14 protein-coding genes are annotated in these 15,485 nt (G+C 65.7%); 7 read left to right on the forward strand and 7 right to left on the reverse strand.

Going from position 1 to position 15,485, the window contains the following annotated elements; genetic code table 11:
- Positions 1–12: 12 nt before the first annotated feature.
- Entirely contained in the window at positions 13–690 is a 678-nt protein-coding gene (gene pyrE / locus ACTJK6_RS08425; protein WP_004635818.1) for an orotate phosphoribosyltransferase, read from the forward strand.
- 110 nt (positions 691–800) lie between these two features.
- Here the strand turns inward: pyrE and ACTJK6_RS08430 are convergent, their stop codons facing one another.
- The 4 genes from ACTJK6_RS08430 to ACTJK6_RS08445 all read right to left on the reverse strand — a co-directional run bounded on the left by ACTJK6_RS08430 (position 801) and on the right by ACTJK6_RS08445 (position 4,417).
- Complete coding sequence (locus ACTJK6_RS08430; RefSeq protein WP_440838705.1) at positions 801–1,628, reverse strand: polyphosphate kinase 2 family protein; 828 nt, start codon at positions 1,626–1,628, stop codon at positions 801–803.
- 62 nt (positions 1,629–1,690) lie between these two features.
- Positions 1,691–2,572, reverse strand: a complete 882-nt coding sequence (gene dapF / locus ACTJK6_RS08435) for a diaminopimelate epimerase (RefSeq protein ID WP_260803789.1) — start codon at positions 2,570–2,572, stop codon at positions 1,691–1,693.
- Between the two features lie 89 nt (positions 2,573–2,661).
- Positions 2,662–3,555: a lipid A biosynthesis lauroyl acyltransferase gene (locus ACTJK6_RS08440; RefSeq protein WP_232041659.1), complete on the reverse strand. Its 894-nt coding sequence runs from the start codon at positions 3,553–3,555 to the stop codon at positions 2,662–2,664.
- Between the two features lie 13 nt (positions 3,556–3,568).
- Positions 3,569–4,417 (reverse strand): lysophospholipid acyltransferase family protein, encoded by an 849-nt coding sequence (locus tag ACTJK6_RS08445; RefSeq protein WP_440076535.1) that lies wholly within the window; start codon positions 4,415–4,417, stop codon positions 3,569–3,571.
- Between the two features lie 239 nt (positions 4,418–4,656).
- Here ACTJK6_RS08445 and metK point away from each other — a divergent pair, with 239 nt between their 5' ends.
- On the forward strand, positions 4,657–5,847 hold the full coding sequence (gene metK, locus ACTJK6_RS08450) for a methionine adenosyltransferase (RefSeq protein ID WP_232041657.1): 1,191 nt from the start codon (positions 4,657–4,659) through the stop codon (positions 5,845–5,847).
- Between the two features lie 120 nt (positions 5,848–5,967).
- Entirely contained in the window at positions 5,968–6,852 is an 885-nt protein-coding gene (locus ACTJK6_RS08455; protein ID WP_440838706.1) for an AraC family transcriptional regulator, read from the forward strand.
- 4 nt (positions 6,853–6,856) lie between these two features.
- Here the strand turns inward: ACTJK6_RS08455 and ACTJK6_RS08460 are convergent, their stop codons facing one another.
- Positions 6,857–8,842: a phosphatase PAP2 family protein gene (locus ACTJK6_RS08460; protein WP_440838707.1), complete on the reverse strand. Its 1,986-nt coding sequence runs from the start codon at positions 8,840–8,842 to the stop codon at positions 6,857–6,859.
- A gap of 233 nt (positions 8,843–9,075) precedes the next feature.
- Here ACTJK6_RS08460 and ACTJK6_RS08465 point away from each other — a divergent pair, with 233 nt between their 5' ends.
- Positions 9,076–10,224 (forward strand): HPP family protein, encoded by a 1,149-nt coding sequence (locus tag ACTJK6_RS08465; protein WP_316870254.1) that lies wholly within the window; start codon positions 9,076–9,078, stop codon positions 10,222–10,224.
- 7 nt (positions 10,225–10,231) lie between these two features.
- Here the strand turns inward: ACTJK6_RS08465 and ACTJK6_RS08470 are convergent, their stop codons facing one another.
- Positions 10,232–10,846, reverse strand: a complete 615-nt coding sequence (locus ACTJK6_RS08470) for a glutathione S-transferase (protein ID WP_232041653.1) — start codon at positions 10,844–10,846, stop codon at positions 10,232–10,234.
- A gap of 240 nt (positions 10,847–11,086) precedes the next feature.
- Here ACTJK6_RS08470 and ACTJK6_RS08475 point away from each other — a divergent pair, with 240 nt between their 5' ends.
- The 3 genes from ACTJK6_RS08475 to ACTJK6_RS08485 all read left to right on the forward strand — a co-directional run bounded on the left by ACTJK6_RS08475 (position 11,087) and on the right by ACTJK6_RS08485 (position 14,854).
- On the forward strand, positions 11,087–13,270 hold the full coding sequence (locus ACTJK6_RS08475; protein WP_440838708.1) for a response regulator: 2,184 nt from the start codon (positions 11,087–11,089) through the stop codon (positions 13,268–13,270).
- Between the two features lie 71 nt (positions 13,271–13,341).
- The gene (locus ACTJK6_RS08480; protein ID WP_440838709.1) at positions 13,342–14,247 is read left to right on the forward strand and encodes an RNA polymerase sigma-70 factor; all 906 of its coding nucleotides are present in this window, start codon (positions 13,342–13,344) and stop codon (positions 14,245–14,247) included.
- A 136-nt stretch (positions 14,248–14,383) separates the two neighbouring features.
- Positions 14,384–14,854, forward strand: a complete 471-nt coding sequence (locus tag ACTJK6_RS08485; RefSeq protein WP_343621036.1) for a carboxymuconolactone decarboxylase family protein — start codon at positions 14,384–14,386, stop codon at positions 14,852–14,854.
- A gap of 73 nt (positions 14,855–14,927) precedes the next feature.
- On the opposite strand, the gene ACTJK6_RS08490 is transcribed toward ACTJK6_RS08485, so the two are convergent.
- Positions 14,928–15,476, reverse strand: a complete 549-nt coding sequence (locus ACTJK6_RS08490; RefSeq protein ID WP_440838711.1) for an N-acetyltransferase family protein — start codon at positions 15,474–15,476, stop codon at positions 14,928–14,930.
- Positions 15,477–15,485 lie beyond the last annotated feature (9 nt).

Raw genomic sequence — 15,485 nt, forward strand, 5'->3', positions numbered from 1 at the left:
CAGAGAAAAAAGATGAGCCAAAACAGCGAGTTGCGCCAATCCTTCATCCGCTTTGCGGTGGAAGCCGGCGTGCTGTCGTTCGGGGAATTCGTGACCAAGGCGGGGCGGACGTCGCCCTATTTCTTCAACGCCGGCAAGTTCGCAGACGGTGCGCTGCTGGGCCAAGTCGCGCAATTCTATGCGAAAACCCTGCTGGACTCGGGTGTCGAGTTCGACATGCTGTTTGGGCCGGCCTACAAGGGGATCACGCTGGCGTCGGCCACCGCCGTGGCGCTGGCGGGCCTCGGCCGCAACGTCGGTTTTGCGTACAACCGCAAGGAAGCCAAGGACCACGGCGAAGGCGGCAGCCTGGTCGGCGCGAAGCTGCAGGGGCGCGTGGTGATCGTCGATGACGTGATTTCCGCCGGCACCTCGGTGCGCGAGTCGGTTGAGCTGATTCGCGCTGCTGGTGCGACGCCGGCCGCCGTGCTGATCCTGATGGATCGGATGGAGCGTAGCGGCAACGCTGTGGATATCGGCGAGCGCTCTGCGGTGCAGGATGTGCAGGCGCAATACGGCATGCCGGTTGTGTCGATTGCCAACCTCGACGACCTGTTGGGGTATCTCGATAACGCGGGCGATCCCGCGCTGGCAGGGTATCGGGAGAAGGCTGCGGCTTATCGCGATAAGTACGGCGTTAGCGCGATTTAAAGTTTTGGTGTTGTTGGAAAACCCCGGCGGAAGTGGTTCACCGGGGTTTTTGTTTTTTGGTTTGGCCTTTGGTTCATCCCCTGCCGGGATGGACCAACAAGGCCCAACAACTACTCGATCTTCAACCCCGTAAACGCCGGATTCCCCGCCGGATACTCCGGCTTCAGCCGCTCCATCACCTGCAGCAGAATCTCCGCCACCATCAGGCTGCGATGCGACTTGGAATTCGCCGGAATGATGTGCCAGGGCGCGTGCGGGGTTGCCGTGGCATTGATGGCATCTTCATAGGCGGTCATGTAGCCATCCCAGAGCTTGCGTTCTTCAATGTCCGCCATCCCGAGCTTCCAGTGCTTTTGCGGATCGTCGATACGCTCCTGCAGCCGGTCGCGCTGCTCGTCCTTGGAGATATGCAAAAAGCACTTGATGAGGGTGGTACCGGTCTCGGCCAGCATCTGCTCGAACGCGTTGATGTGAGCGTAGCGGCGCTTGCACTCGGCGGCATCGATATCGCCATGCACGCGAGTGACGAGCACATCTTCGTAATGGCTGCGATTGAAGATGACGATCTCGCCAGCGGCCGGCACCTGTGCGTGTATGCGCCAGAGGAAGTCGTGCGCCAACTCCAGCGGCGTGGGCACCTTGAAGCCCACCACGCGCAGGCCGAGCGGGTCGAGCGCACGGAACACCGTGCGTACTGTGCCATCCTTGCCGGCGGTGTCCATGCCCTGCAGCACGACCAGCAGCTTGCGCCGGTGCTCAGCGTAAAAAATGTCCTGGAATGCCTCTATGCGCGCGGAGAGTTCGGCCAGCCGTGCCAGGTCACCCGCCTTACTGCCCGTGGTACACGGCTTGGCGGCAGGATCGAACTTGGCAATCTTGAACTTGCTGCTGCCGTCGAAATACCAGGAGTCAATCGGGTTCTTGCCGCTGGATGCCACGGTACCTCCTTGTTGCCTTGTTGTTCTGACGTACGCGCCGGCCGCCGTGCGGTATCCGCGTATCAATGCGCGGCGGCGGTCAGCTTGAGTGCATCGAGGTCCAGCGTGCCTTCAAAGACGGTTGTGGCGGGGCCCGTCATCATGACCGGCTGGCCGACGCCCGCCCACGCGATGGTCAGATCGCCGCCATGTGTGGCCACCTTGACGGGCGAATCGATCAGGCCGCGGCGGATGCCGGCCACCACCGCTGCGCACGCGCCGGTCCCACAAGCAAGTGTCTCGCCCGCGCCGCGCTCGTACACGCGCAGGCGCACGGAATGGCGATCGACGATCTGCATGAAGCCCGCATTCACGCGACGCGGAAACACGGCATGCGACTCGATCAGCGGGCCGTCTTCCAGCACGGGAAAGGCCTCCGTGTCGTCGACGATCTGCACGGCGTGCGGGTTGCCCATCGACACCGTGGACAGCCATTCAGTCCGGCCGTTGATCTGCAGCGCGTGCTGCGTGTCGTCGCCTTCGACGCGGGTGGGCAGACCTTCAGGCAGAAACGGCAGGCGCGCCGCCTCGAACACAGGCGCGCCCATGTCGACTGTGACTTGGCCGTCGTCCTGCATCGTCAGGGTGGCGATGCCGTTCATGACTTCCACACGCACGGTGCGCTTGTCGGTCAAACCGCGGTCGGTGACGAACTTGACGAAGCAGCGTGCGCCGTTGCCGCAGTGCTCCACCTCGCCGCCGTCGTGGTTGAAGATGCGATAGCGGAAATCGACGTCGGGCCGTGTCGAACGCTCGACCAGCAGCAGCTGGTCCGCCCCTACGCCGAAGTGTCTGTCGGCAATGGCAGCCCATTGCTCGGGCGTGAAGTCGATCGGGGTCTGGATGCCGTCGAGCACGACAAAGTCGTTACCCGCGCCGTGCATCTTGGTGAAGTGCAGTTTCATGGCAGGCCGCACAGATGCGGCGATGAGCGTTCGGAAAACGCCCATTCTAAAGCGAGCCGGCCGCGGTTGCCCCGGGCCGGCTCCCGGCATCAATAAATGCCCGGCATGCCCTCGGGGCGGTGCTTGAAGCGCTTGTGCACCCAGTAATACTCGGTGATGCGCGGGCGGATCGCGTCTTCAAAGAAGGCGTTCATGCGGCGCGTGTCGGCGGTCAGATCGCCGGTGGGGTAGTTCTCCCACGCGGGCAGGATGCGCAGCGCATAGCCCTCGTAGTTGGGCAGGATCTCGGTGTACATCGGGATGACCTTGGCGCCCGTCATCGACGCCATGCGCGGAATGGCGTTGAGCGTGAGCGCCGGCACGCCAAAGAACGGCACGAACTCCGAGTCGCGCTCGCCGAAATCCATGTCCGAGATGAGCTGCAATGCCTCGCCGCGCTTGATGGTGCGCATGATCTGGCGGATGTTTTCGTTGCGCGACACCATGGTCGCGCCAAAGCGGCTGCGCAGCGCCTTGATGGCATCGTCCAGCACCGGGTTGGCCATGCGCGTGTATAGCGAGCAGCCTGCGTTTCCCACGTGCTTGCGCAGGTAGTCCGTCAGCGCCAGCGCGCCAATCTCCACGCCCGACAGATGTAGCGTCACGAGAATGTGCGGCTGGCCATGCAGCGCCGGCAGGTTGGCCTGGTCGTCGATCTTTACCACGCGCATCAGGCGCTTTTCCGATGCGAACCACGCAAACGAGCGCTCGGCAAAGCTGCGGAAGACCTTGCGGAAGACGTCGTGCGCCATAGCTTCGCGCTCGGCGTCGGACTTCTCGGGAAAGCACGCGCGCAAGTTGGCCAGCACCACGCGGCGACGGCCATTGGGAATGCGGTACAGCAGCCCGCCCAGGCCTTCGCCAAATCGCGCGACAAAACCGTACGGCAGGAAGGACAACAGCCACAAGAAGCCGAGTCCGAGTTTGGCAGAGAAACGTTCCATAAAGGCAGCAGTGTCAGGCAGCGGGCGGAGCGTCCGCGCCCTTGGGATGCTTGTAGCGGTTATAGCCCCAGAGATATTGCGTCGGCGCCACGGCAATCAACTTTTCGATGGCGGCGTTGATGCGCGTGGCGGCCTGCGTTGCGTCTTCGGGCAGATCGCCGATGTTTTCCACGTGCAAGCGGTAGCCCGCGCCGCGCGGCAGTCGCTCTGCAAACAGGGCCACGACCGGCGCACCTGTCAGGCGATGCAAGCGGTGCACCAACGTCATCGTATAGGCGGGCTTGCCGAAGAACGGCGCCCATACGCCCTCGCCGCCGGTGGGTGTCTGGTCGGGCAGGATGCCAATGGCCTCGCCGCGCTTGAGCGCGCGCACCAGCATGCGCACGCCGCGCGGGTCTGCCGGGGCCATCTGCATGTTCGGCCCCGCGCGCATGTGCTCGATCCAGGTGCGCAGGCTTTCCTTGCGCGGTGGCTTGAACAGCGAGGTGACCGGATGCTCGCGCGCATAAGCCTGCGGCAGCACCTCGAAGCAGCCCAGATGCGGCGTGAGGAAGATCAGGCCGCGCCCGTCGGCAAGTGCGCGCTCAATAATGGTTCGGCAGACGTCGAACAGGTGCGGAGCGACGTCCGCCCCGTTCTTGCGCACCCAGAAGTACGGCATCTCGAACACCATCCGGCCGGCGGAGCGCCCGGCCTCCTTGAGCATGGCGGGCGTAACGTCGGGATAGGCGTGGCGGAAGTTGGCGATGAGCCGGTCGTGATAGCGGCCGGGCACCTTGGCGGCCAACGCTCCCAGCCAGCCGCCCAGCGCCTGCAGCACTGACAGGGGCAGGCGAGAAAACAGCCAGTAGAGGAAGGTCATGCGTGCGTACGCTGCAATGTGTTGGTCGCAGTCGACAGGGGAGCAGGGTCTTGGCAGGCCTTGCTGCGGCCCCGAAAAGTGCCGCGTATAATAGCGCGATTCGCCGAGTTAACTGACAACTTGCGGGGCGAATCCTTGCTTGGCCACAAACCTCGGCAAGGTTGCTAAATACCGCTAAAGCGTCGCCGGCCGTGGCTTAGCGGATTGGCAACGTGATAGCCAATCTGGAGCTAACAGCCGTGTCAAACGACTTCCTCTTCACCTCGGAGTCGGTCTCCGAGGGCCATCCCGACAAGGTCGCCGACCAGATTTCCGACGCCATCCTGGACGCCATCCTCACCCAGGACAAATATGCGCGCGTCGCAGCAGAAACGCTGTGCAACACCGGCCTGGTGGTGCTCGCGGGTGAAATCACCACGACGGCCAACGTCGACTACATCCACGTTGCGCGCGAAACCATCAAGCGCATCGGCTACGACAACACCGAATACGGCATCGACTACAAGGGCTGTGCCGTTCTCGTCGCTTACGACAAGCAATCGCCGGACATCGCGCAAGGCGTCGACCGCGCATCGGACGACTACCTGAACCAGGGCGCCGGCGACCAGGGCCTGATGTTCGGCTACGCGTGCGATGAAACGCCCGAGCTGATGCCCTTCCCGATCTACTACGCGCACCGCCTGGTCGAGCGCCAGTCGCAACTGCGCCGCGACGGCCGCCTGCCCTGGCTGCGCCCGGACGCCAAGTCCCAGGTGACGGTGCGTTATGTGGACGGCAAGCCGCACAGCGTCGATACCGTGGTGCTGTCCACCCAGCACGCGCCGGAGATGTCGCAAGAGGCCATCCGCGAAGCCGTGATCGAAGAGATCATCAAGCCGGTGCTGCCTTCGCACATGCTGGCGGACACCAAGTACCTGGTGAACCCGACCGGCCGCTTCGTCATCGGCGGCCCGCAAGGCGACTGCGGCCTGACCGGCCGCAAGATCATCGTCGACACGTACGGTGGCGCGGCCCCGCACGGCGGCGGCGCGTTCTCGGGCAAGGACCCGTCGAAGGTCGACCGCTCGGCCGCCTATGCCGCGCGCTACGTGGCCAAGAACGTGGTGGCCGCCGGTCTGGCGCGCCAGTGCCAGGTGCAGGTGAGCTACGCGATTGGCGTGGCACGCCCGATCAACATCACGGTGTACACGGAAGGCACGGGCGTGATCCCGGACGAGCAGATCGCCAAGCTCGTGCAGGAGCATTTCGACCTGCGTCCGAAGGGCATCGTGCAGATGCTGGACCTGCTGCGCCCAATCTACGAAAAGACCGCCGCGTACGGCCACTTCGGCCGCGAAGAGCCGGAGTTCAGCTGGGAAGCGACCGACAAGGCGCTGCTGCTGCGTGAAGCAGCCGGCTTGAGCGGCGAGCCAGCCAAGGCGTTTGCCTAAGGCCACGCACGCTGCCGCAAAAAAGAACCGCCTCTCGGGGCGGTTTTTTTATGGCATCGAGCAATTGCGGTCAGGCACGCGAAGGAGCGCACCGCTACCGTATCGCTACCCAGGAGCCCCATGTTGACCACTGCCACCGACCGCTACCTCGCCCGCTTCCGCGCCGTGCTCGCATACATCGACGCGCATCTGGAAGACACGCTCGACGTGGACGGGCTGGCCAACGTAGCGGCGTTTTCCAGCTATCACTTTCACCGCCAGTTCTCGTTGCTGTTCGGCATGAACGTCGGGCGCTATGTGCAGTTGCTGCGCCTGAAGCGCGCCGCGCATCAACTCGCCTATCGCGACGATGCGCGCATCACCGACATCGCGCTGGCGTGCGGGTACGAAGGGCCGGAAGCATTTGCGCGGGCGTTCCGCAGGCAGGCAGGGCAATCGCCATCTGCCTTTCGCGCCGCGCCGCAGTGGGCGTCCTGGGCCACCGATCTACAGGCGCTGCGCGCCCTCAGGAGCCACCACATGCCCGCACAACCGCAAACCCAATCCGTCGAGATCGTCGTGCGCGAGGCCGTGGCCGTCGCCGCCATCGAGCACCGCGGCGACCCAGCGCGCTTGGGCGAGACCATCCGCACGTTCATCGCTTGGCGCCGCGAGCATCGGCTGCCCCCGAGCGTTTCGGCCACGTACAACGTCGTCTACGACAACCCGGACGATGTGCCGCCCGAGGCGTTTCGCATGGATATCTGCGCCGCCACGCCCGCGCCGGTCGCACCCAATGCTGCGGGCGTGGTGGCCAAGACGCTGGCAGGCGGCCGCTACGCCGTGCTGCGCCACACGGGCTCAGACGACACGCTCGGCCAGAGCGTGGCGTACCTGTATGCCGATTGGCTGCCGGCCAGCGGCGAGGAATTGCGCGACGCGCCGTTGCTGTTCCAGCGCGTGCGCTTCTACCCCGACGTGCCTGAGCACGAAGCCGTGACGGACGTGCTGCTACCGCTCAGATGAACGATCAGGCGTCCAGGTGGATCTGGATGCCAGCAGCCGTATAGATGGCCGTGGCCTTGAAGCCGTCCACCACCACCGACGCGAACTGGCGATTGCTGCCGGCACCATCCACCACGGCGATGGTGTCGCCCACCTTGGGCGCGTAGCCGTTCACGAACTTCACGTGCAGCGTGCCGCCGGCAATCGTGGTGAGGCCGGCCACACTCAACTTGCCCTGACCGTTCGGGCCGATGGCCAGATCAAGCGTGGTGCCCTGCAACTGCGTGAACTTGCCCGCAATGGCCACCGCCACCGGTGCGTTGACCGCCAGCGTGCCGGCGCCGACATACACGTCGCCCGTACCAAACGCGTTGGTCGAATCGGCTTCAAGCACGCCGCCTGCCACCTGCGTGCCGCCGGTGTAAGTGTTGGCGCCCGCCAGGCGCAGCCGGCCGGTGCCTTGCAGCGTGAGCTTGCCTGCGCCGGAGATGGCGTTGCGCCACGTATCGGCCGCGTTGAAGCCGCCCTGCGTTGCATCCATCGACACGATCACGTTGCCGTTGAACGCGGCGTAGCCGTCGGCCGCCGCGAACAGGTTGAGGCGGCCCCAGCCTTCGGCGTCGTCGAGCACGGGGTAGCCGGACGCCAGCTCTGTCGTCTTCAGCACCACGCGACGCTGGTCGGCGCTCAGGTACGGGAAGCGCGTTTCCAGCAGCACCTCGGCGCCCTTGGGCACCACCGGCGCCAGCGTCGCCGCGCCGATCTGCGTGAAGCCGAACGTCATGCGGCGCGTGAAATTGGCCTGGTTGGTGGCGTAATCGGCAAAGCGGTCGGTGGCGGGCGTGCCGGACTGGGCGAGTGCCGGGAAGGTCGTGGCATCCGTGCCGGTCTGCGCCATCAGCGCGGTGTGCGCCTGCGTGAAGGCCGCCGCCTTGAGCGTGGCGTTGGCCGGGTCGGCCAGGTTGGCCGCCGCCGCAGCGATGCCGATCATGCGGCCGGACATTACATCCAGCGGCGAATGCATGCCGGCCAGGATGCGGTTCTCGCCGAGTTCCATGCCGCGCGCCAGGATCTGCTGGAAGCGCTCCGGCACCAGGTACGCCATTGCCACGGTATCGCGCACCGCTTCGGCCGAGTGGCCGCTGATGAAGCCGCCGTCGGTCGTGGGCGTCGGGCTCTCGGCCGGCACCAGCGTCGGCACGACGACCACGCTGCTGCTCCAGCGGTACGGCCGTGCGTATTTGTAGAAGCGCTTGGACGGCTCGGTGGAGGCGTTGTTGCCCACCGTGTTGATCAGGTCGACCACCTTGCCGAAGGCGGTATTGCCGCCCGAGGTGCCCACGCCCGTGTTGTTGCCGCTGTCGTTGTAGAGCACGGTGGTTGCATCGGCCGGCACGGTGGTGATGGATGTGGTCTGCTGCGCCAGCGTGCGCCACGCGGTGGTCAGCGGTCCCATGCCGTCGCTCACGCTGTAGCCCTTGCCGCGACGGTCGTCAAAGTACGCCGCATCGGCCTGGGCCTGCGTGCGGTTGGTGGTGGCGTTCACCACGTATTGAACGTTTGCGTTCAAGACCGGCAGATTGAGTTGCGTGCCGCCGGCCGTGCCGTCATTCGGCAGGCCCGTCCATGTGGAAGCGACCACCGCCGGGAACGACCCATTGGCCGGCGCACTCACGCCAGCGTCGACGATTTCCGTCAGCGGCTGCCAAAGATCGAGAAAGCGCGTGAACAGCCGCACACCGGCGTTGGTGCCCAGCGTGGCGTAGCGCGCATCGCCGCGCTGGTTGGTGGCGATGTTGTCGACGAACGCCGGTACGCCAGTGGCCACTGCCGCCGTGTCGACAAAGCCCGGGTCTGCCGGCGGCGCGGGAATGGCTTGCGTGGTGGCGACCGGCGCCGTGGTGGTGTCCTCGCCGCCACCGCAGGCGGTAAGCGCGAGGGCGCCGAGCAGCGCAACGAGGCTGGAGCAAAGACGCGGGCGAGAGAACGCAGGGCGAACAGTAAAGGACATGGTGCGGCGGGCTTGCAACCCGGAGAGAGCGCTGGAAAGCCCAGCAGTCTCGGCACGTCCCATGAAATAACCGTGACGTTTCGTTGACAAATCCGCGTGATCTGCGCCCTACATTGGAGCATTCCGCGCCATGACAGCGCTGACAGTGCTTTATGTCACAGAGTGATACAATCGCCGGCTGCGTTTTTTGACTTTGGTGAAGCCTCGTCCGGGCAATCGCCGTCCCGTCGACCATGTCCGCTTCACCTCTGCATCCCGCCCTGCGCCGCTGGCTCCACAGCTTCATTCCCGCCCCCGTGACGGTGCGCTGGAGCGAACGCGTCCGTTCCGCCGTCGGCGCACTCGTCGGCATCCTCTTTACCGGCACGATGATGAAGATGGTGCCGGGCGCCTCCACGCTGATCCCGTTGCTGGTCGCGCCAATGGGCGCCTCGGCCGTGCTGCTGTTTGCGGTGCCGGCCAGTCCGCTCGCGCAGCCGTGGTCCATCATCGGCGGCAACCTGGTGGCGGCCACCGTGGGCGTGACGTTCGGGCTGCTCGTCGATGATCCGGTGATTGCGTCGGCGCTGGCCATCTCCGCAGCCATTGCCGGCATGTTTGCGCTGCGTTGCGTGCACCCGCCTTCGGGCGCGGTGGCGCTCACCGCCGTGATTGGCGGGCCGGCCGTGCATGCGCTGGGTTATCGCTTCGTACTCGAGCCGATCCTGATCCAGTCAGCGCTGCTGCTGGTGGGCGCACTGGTGTACCACGCTGCTACCGGCCACCGGTATCCGCACGCGCAACGCCTGCCTGCGGCTGAACGTCCGCCCACCGCCGCCGGCTTCACCCGCGCCGACATCGTCGCCGCGCTGCGCCGCCAGAGCGAACTGCTCGACATCGACCCCGAAGACATCGAAGCCGTGCTGCGCGAGATGCAGCTGCAGGCTTACACGCGCACGTTCCACGCGCTCACCTGCGCCGACATCATGACCACGCCGGTGGTCACGGTCTCGGCCGGCACGTCGATCCCGCGCGCACTGCAACTGCTGCGTCAGCATGGCTTCAAGGCATTACCGGTGGTGGACGAAAGTCGGCGCGTGGTGGGCATCGTCACGCGCGTCGACCTGCTTGGCCTGGCGCCGGCAGACATGCGCCAGACGCTGCGCCGCTGGTTCAGCATCGGCGCGCTCACACCGCCGCGCGTGGCCGATCACATGAAGACGCGCGTGCAAACCATCGCTGCCACTGCGCCCATGTCGGATCTGGTGCCGATGTTTGCCAGCGCCGGCCACCACCACATTCCCGTGCTGGATGCGGATGGCCGGCTGGCCGGCATCGTTACCGAATCCGACCTGGTGGGCGGGCTGTACCGTCAGGCCAACATCGAGCCGCAGGTGGCCTGAGCGGCCATCAAACCGCATCCATCGGCAACTCGCGAAACGCGCCCAGCTGTTCCGCCGCCGCCGAGTACGCCACCAGGCGCGGGTAGTCCGCTGCCGGCACGCGGTCCGGCACCATCAGCTGGATGAAGGCCCAGGCCACGGCCACCGTCACGCCGGCCTGCGTCAGCTCGTTCTGGTCCACCGGCAACGGCTCATCCTTCCACTCCGCTTCCAGCGCCCCCACCGCCGCCAGCAGTTGGCTGTGTACACGCTCGACCCACGGCCCGTGCACCTTCTCGGTCGGGCGCAGGTTGTGTTCATAGACGATCTGCACCGCCTTCTCGCACGCGGCCAGCGCTAGGCCGATCACGCGCAGCGCATGCTGGCGCTCGGCAATGGCGGAGGGCATCAGGCTGCGGCCCGACAGCGCTTCTGCGTAATCGATGATGAGCGTGGAGTCGATCAGCACGGTGCCGTCGTCGCACACCAGCGTGGGCGCCTTGACCACGGGGTTGATGGCGCTGAACTGATCGAAATGCCGGAACACCGACACCGACGCGTGCTCGAACGGCAGCCCGAGCAACTTGAGCGAAATGGCCGTGCGACGCACGTACGGGGAATCAAGCATGCCGATCAACTTCATGGAATCTCCTGGGAGTGTGGGCGTGTGGTGGATGGAAACCTTGGTGCGAAGCGCGCTGCTGCGCGGGCACGGATGCTCATGATAGACAGCCCTCGCAAAGCGTGCAGGACACCTCGGGCACGTTTTCTGCGTGCACAGGATCGCTTTGAGCCGTCTGAATGCGGACCCCGGCCGGGCACCCGATTTTCTAGAATGACCGCGACTCGGGTGCACTGTGCCGCCCGTCAGACAGGAGACCTTATGCCGTTTCTCGCGCATCACCATGACTGCCTCGGCTGGAGCGGTGAGATGGCGCAGCGCGTGCAGGCATTCGATTGGGCTTCCACTGAGCTGGGCCCGATCCAGGATTGGCCCCCCAGCCTGCGTGCCGCCGTGCAAATGGTGCTGGCATGCCCGGTGCCGCTGGTCATGCTTTGGGGCCGCCACGGCTACATGGTCTACAACGACGCCTACGCCGAGTTTGCCGGCGGGCGTCATCCCTATCTTCTTGGCTGCCCCGTTGAACTGGGCTGGCCCGAAGTGGCCGATTTCAACCGTCATGTCATGGATGTCTGCCTCGGTGGCGGGACGCTGTCGTACCGCGACAAGGAACTCGTCCTGCTGCGCAACGGCCGCCCCGAAGACGTGTGGTTGGATCTCTACTACAGCCCGCTGCCCGACGACTCTGGCCGCCCGGCGGGTGTGCTGGCCATCGTGGTGGAAACCACCGAGCGCGTGCAGACCGAACGCGAACGGCAGGCCGCCGAGCAGGCCCTGCGCCAGTTGACCGAAACGCTGGAGCAACGCGTGGCCGATGCGTTGTCTGCCCGCGCTGAAGTGGAAGCGCAATTGCGCCAGGCCCAGAAGATGGAAGCCATCGGCAGCCTGACCGGCGGCGTGGCGCACGACTTCAACAACGTGCTCCAGGTGATTGCCGGCAACCTACAGCTGCTCTCCGTCGAGGCGCCAGGCAACGCGCGCGTGCAGCATCGGATTGCCGCCGCCACGCGGGCCGTACAGCGCGGCTCCACGCTGGCCGCGCAGTTGCTCGCCTTTGCACGCAGGCAGCAGCTGTCTCCGGCAGTCGTCAACCCGACGCGGCTGGTTCAGGGCATGAGCGAGATGCTGCACCGCGCGCTGGGCGAAGCCATCAAGGTGGAAACGCATCTGGCCGGCGACTTGTGGAACGTACAGGCGGACCGCAACCAGCTCGAGAATGCATTGCTGAACCTGGCCATCAATGCGCGCGATGCAATGCGCGGCAATGGCGTGCTGACCATTTCCGCCAAGAACATCACGCTCGACAAAACGCAGGGGCAAGAGCGCGACCAGCCTGCCCCCGGCGACTACCTCGTCTTCTCCGTCACCGACACGGGCGTGGGCATGCCGCCCGAAGTGGTCGAACACGTCTTCGAGCCCTTCTTCACCACCAAGCCCGACGGCCACGGCACGGGCCTGGGGCTCAGCATGGTGTTCGGCTTCGTCAAGCAGAGCGGCGGACACATCGCCATCGACAGCGCGGTCGGGCAGGGCACCACGGTGCGGCTCTACTTTCCGCGCTGCACAGAGGCGGCCCCGGACGATGCCGTGGAGGTGCACGACACCATCGTCACGCCCATGGGCGGGCGCGAGACCATTCTCGTGGTGGAAGACGATACCGACGTGCGCCTGACCGCCGTCGACATGTTGAGCCAGCTCGGTTACCGCGTGCTCACGGCAGCCAACGGCCAGGCCGCACTCGAACTCATGAACAGCGGCACGCCCATCGACCTGCTCTTTACCGACGTGATCATGCCGGGCCCCATCAAGGGCGGCGAACTGTCGATACGCGCCGCGCAACGCGTGCCGCCGCTGCCGGTGCTGCTGGTCTCAGGCTACACGCGTGACGAGGTGCAGCACGACGGCAGGCTGCCGCCCGGTGTGACGCTGCTCGGCAAGCCCTACCGGCGTGACGACTTGGCGCGCATGGTGCGCAACGTGCTCAGCGCCAGCCGCACCGCGCAATCGCAATCGATGAGCCATCCGGTGGCAAGCGACGCTTCACAATCGCCTACGGTGCTGCTGGTGGAAGACGACACCGCCTCGCGCGAAGCCTTGCAGGAGGTGCTCACCACCTTCGGCCTGCAGTGCGTATCTGCCGCCACGGCTGAAGACGCCCTCGCACTGGCGCGCACGCGCTCTGTGCAGGTTCTGCTGAGCGATCTCACCTTGCCTGGCCAATCCGGCGCGGACCTCGCGCGCACGCTGCTGCGCCTGCAGCCGCATGTGGATGTGCTGCTGATGTCCGGCTACGGCACGGAGGCCGAGATTGGCGAGCCCATCCCCGGCGCACGCCTGCTCGGCAAGCCGATCGACCTTGGCACGCTGCAGCAGGCGCTGGCGCCGTGGCTGGCAACGGCAACGGCGACGGCGGCCGACACGCAACATGTGACGAACGCCGCATAATCGCCGCACCCTGTCACAACCGACCGCGCCCGCCCGTCTAGGGAGCATCATCCCTAGACGACACCTCCGCCATGACCCAGCGCAGCCCGAGCCCTACCCGCACCGACAGCGAAGACACGATCTTCACCGCCGCCCGCCCCCGCCTGTTTGCGATTGCCTATCGCATGCTCGGCAGCCGGGCCGATGCGGAAGACGTGCTGCAAGACGCCTGGATGCGCTGGCACCAGACCGACCAGACCACGCTGCAATCGGCCGAGGCGTGGCTCGTAACGGTCGTCACCCGGCTGTCGATCGACCGCCTGCGCGCCGTCAAGACCGAGCGCGAAGCCTACGTCGGCTGGTGGCTGCCCGAGCCGCTGGTCGAACCGGAATCCGACGCGCCCTCGCCCGAAGCCGCCGTGGAACTGGCGGGCGACTTGTCGATGGCCCTGCTGTGGGTACTGGAGCGCCTGTCGCCCGAAGAGCGCGCGGCGTTTCTCATGCGGCAGGTGTTCGAGCAGGACTACGCGGAGATCGCCGCCCTGCTGGGCAAGACCGAAGCCGCGTGCCGGCAGATGGTGCATCGCGCATCCGACCGCGTGCAGCAGGAACGCCCGCGCTTCGATGTCGCACCCGATGCGCATCGGGATTTGCTTGAGCGCTTTGCCGAAGCCTCACGTACAGGCCAGCGCGATGCCATCCGCGCCCTGCTGGCAGACGACGCGCAACTGGTGGGCGACGGCGGCGGCAAGGTGCCTTCGTTCATGCGCATCATTCAAGACGCCGGCCAGATCACCAAGATCTACTGCGAGCTGGTGCGCGCCATGGGCGACGTCCGCTACGTGCACGCCCGCGTGAACGGCGAACCCGGCCTGCTGCGCTACGTGGGCGGCACGTTGGAATCGGCCCAGTCGTTCGTCATCGAGAATGGCCGCATCGTGGCCATCTACGTGGTGCGCAATCCCGACAAGCTGGCGCACATCGGCATCGGCGCATAAAAAAAACACGAAGATTTTTTGGCCGGGCTGTCACAACCCGGCCGCGCGGGGCGTCTTCAGGGTATGGAGCGACGCAAGGCAGCCACCCGCCGCCGGCATCGGCTCCTTCATCAAGCCAAACCCTCAGGAGCCGCTCATGTCGCAAGCCCCTCGCATTGCCTACTTCCAACTCGCACCGAAGGCGTTCAACAACCTGCTGAACCTGTCGAACGGCCTGCGCCGCGACTTGCTGGGCGCAAAGCTGGTCGACCTCGTGCTGCTGCGTGTGTCGCAAATCAACGGTTGCGCCTTCTGCATCGACATGCACTGGAGCGACCTGGTGAAGATGGGCGAAGACCCGCGCCACCTGAACGCCGTGGCCGGCTGGCGCGAGGCACCGTTCTTTACCGAGCGCGAGCGCGCCGCACTGCGCTGGGCTGAACTGGTCACCAACACCCCGTACAGCGATGCCAGCGACGAAGAATTCGCCCGGCTGCGCCAACACTTCAGCGATGAAGAGATCGCCGAGCTGAGCTTTGTGATCGTCACCATCAACAGCTGGAACCTGCTGAACGTGAGCCTGCGCAACCCGGTGCCGCTGAACGCGCCATACGTTGCAGCGGCGTAACAAGGTCGGCCCGAATACGACGATCGCTGTACAGCGGCGCTTGCGCCCACGCGTAGGCGCTGCGCCTACAGGCTTAACCGTGCAGGAAGCGCACCATCAGCACTTCATCTGCATAGCCGGTGGCCGATCTGAGCGCGCGCGGCTCCACGCCATAGGTTTCAAACCCGCAACGCTCGTACAGCGCCAGCGCCGCATCATTGCCCTGCACCACCGACAACGTGAGCTGCTGGACCAACCCCGTTGCCGCCGCCACGATGCCCTCCACCAGCGCTACGCCCACACCGCGGCCGCGCGCTGCCGGCTCCACATAAAAGCCCCACACAAAACCCTTGTGCGCGAGCCTGGTCATCGTCTGCTGCTTGAACCCGACCATGCCGATGATGCGCGCGTCGCCTCCGCCTGCCGCTGCCGCATAGGCACCCAGCACGATGGTGGTGGCCAGCCGCTCGGCAAAGGCTTCCATCGCGAGCCCAACCTCAGCCTCGTAGGTTGAACCGAATGCATCGGGGGCATCCTTGAGCGCAGCCAGACGAATGGCGCGGTAGTCCGCCACATCGGCCGCATTGGTGGAAGACAGCTGGCGGATCACGACGGCGTTGTGGTTCGGGGTGGCGTTGGACATGGCTGGCAG

Origin of the sequence: Ralstonia sp. 22086, assembly GCF_052045975.1 — a bacterium.
GTDB classification, from domain to species: domain Bacteria; phylum Pseudomonadota; class Gammaproteobacteria; order Burkholderiales; family Burkholderiaceae; genus Ralstonia; species Ralstonia wenshanensis.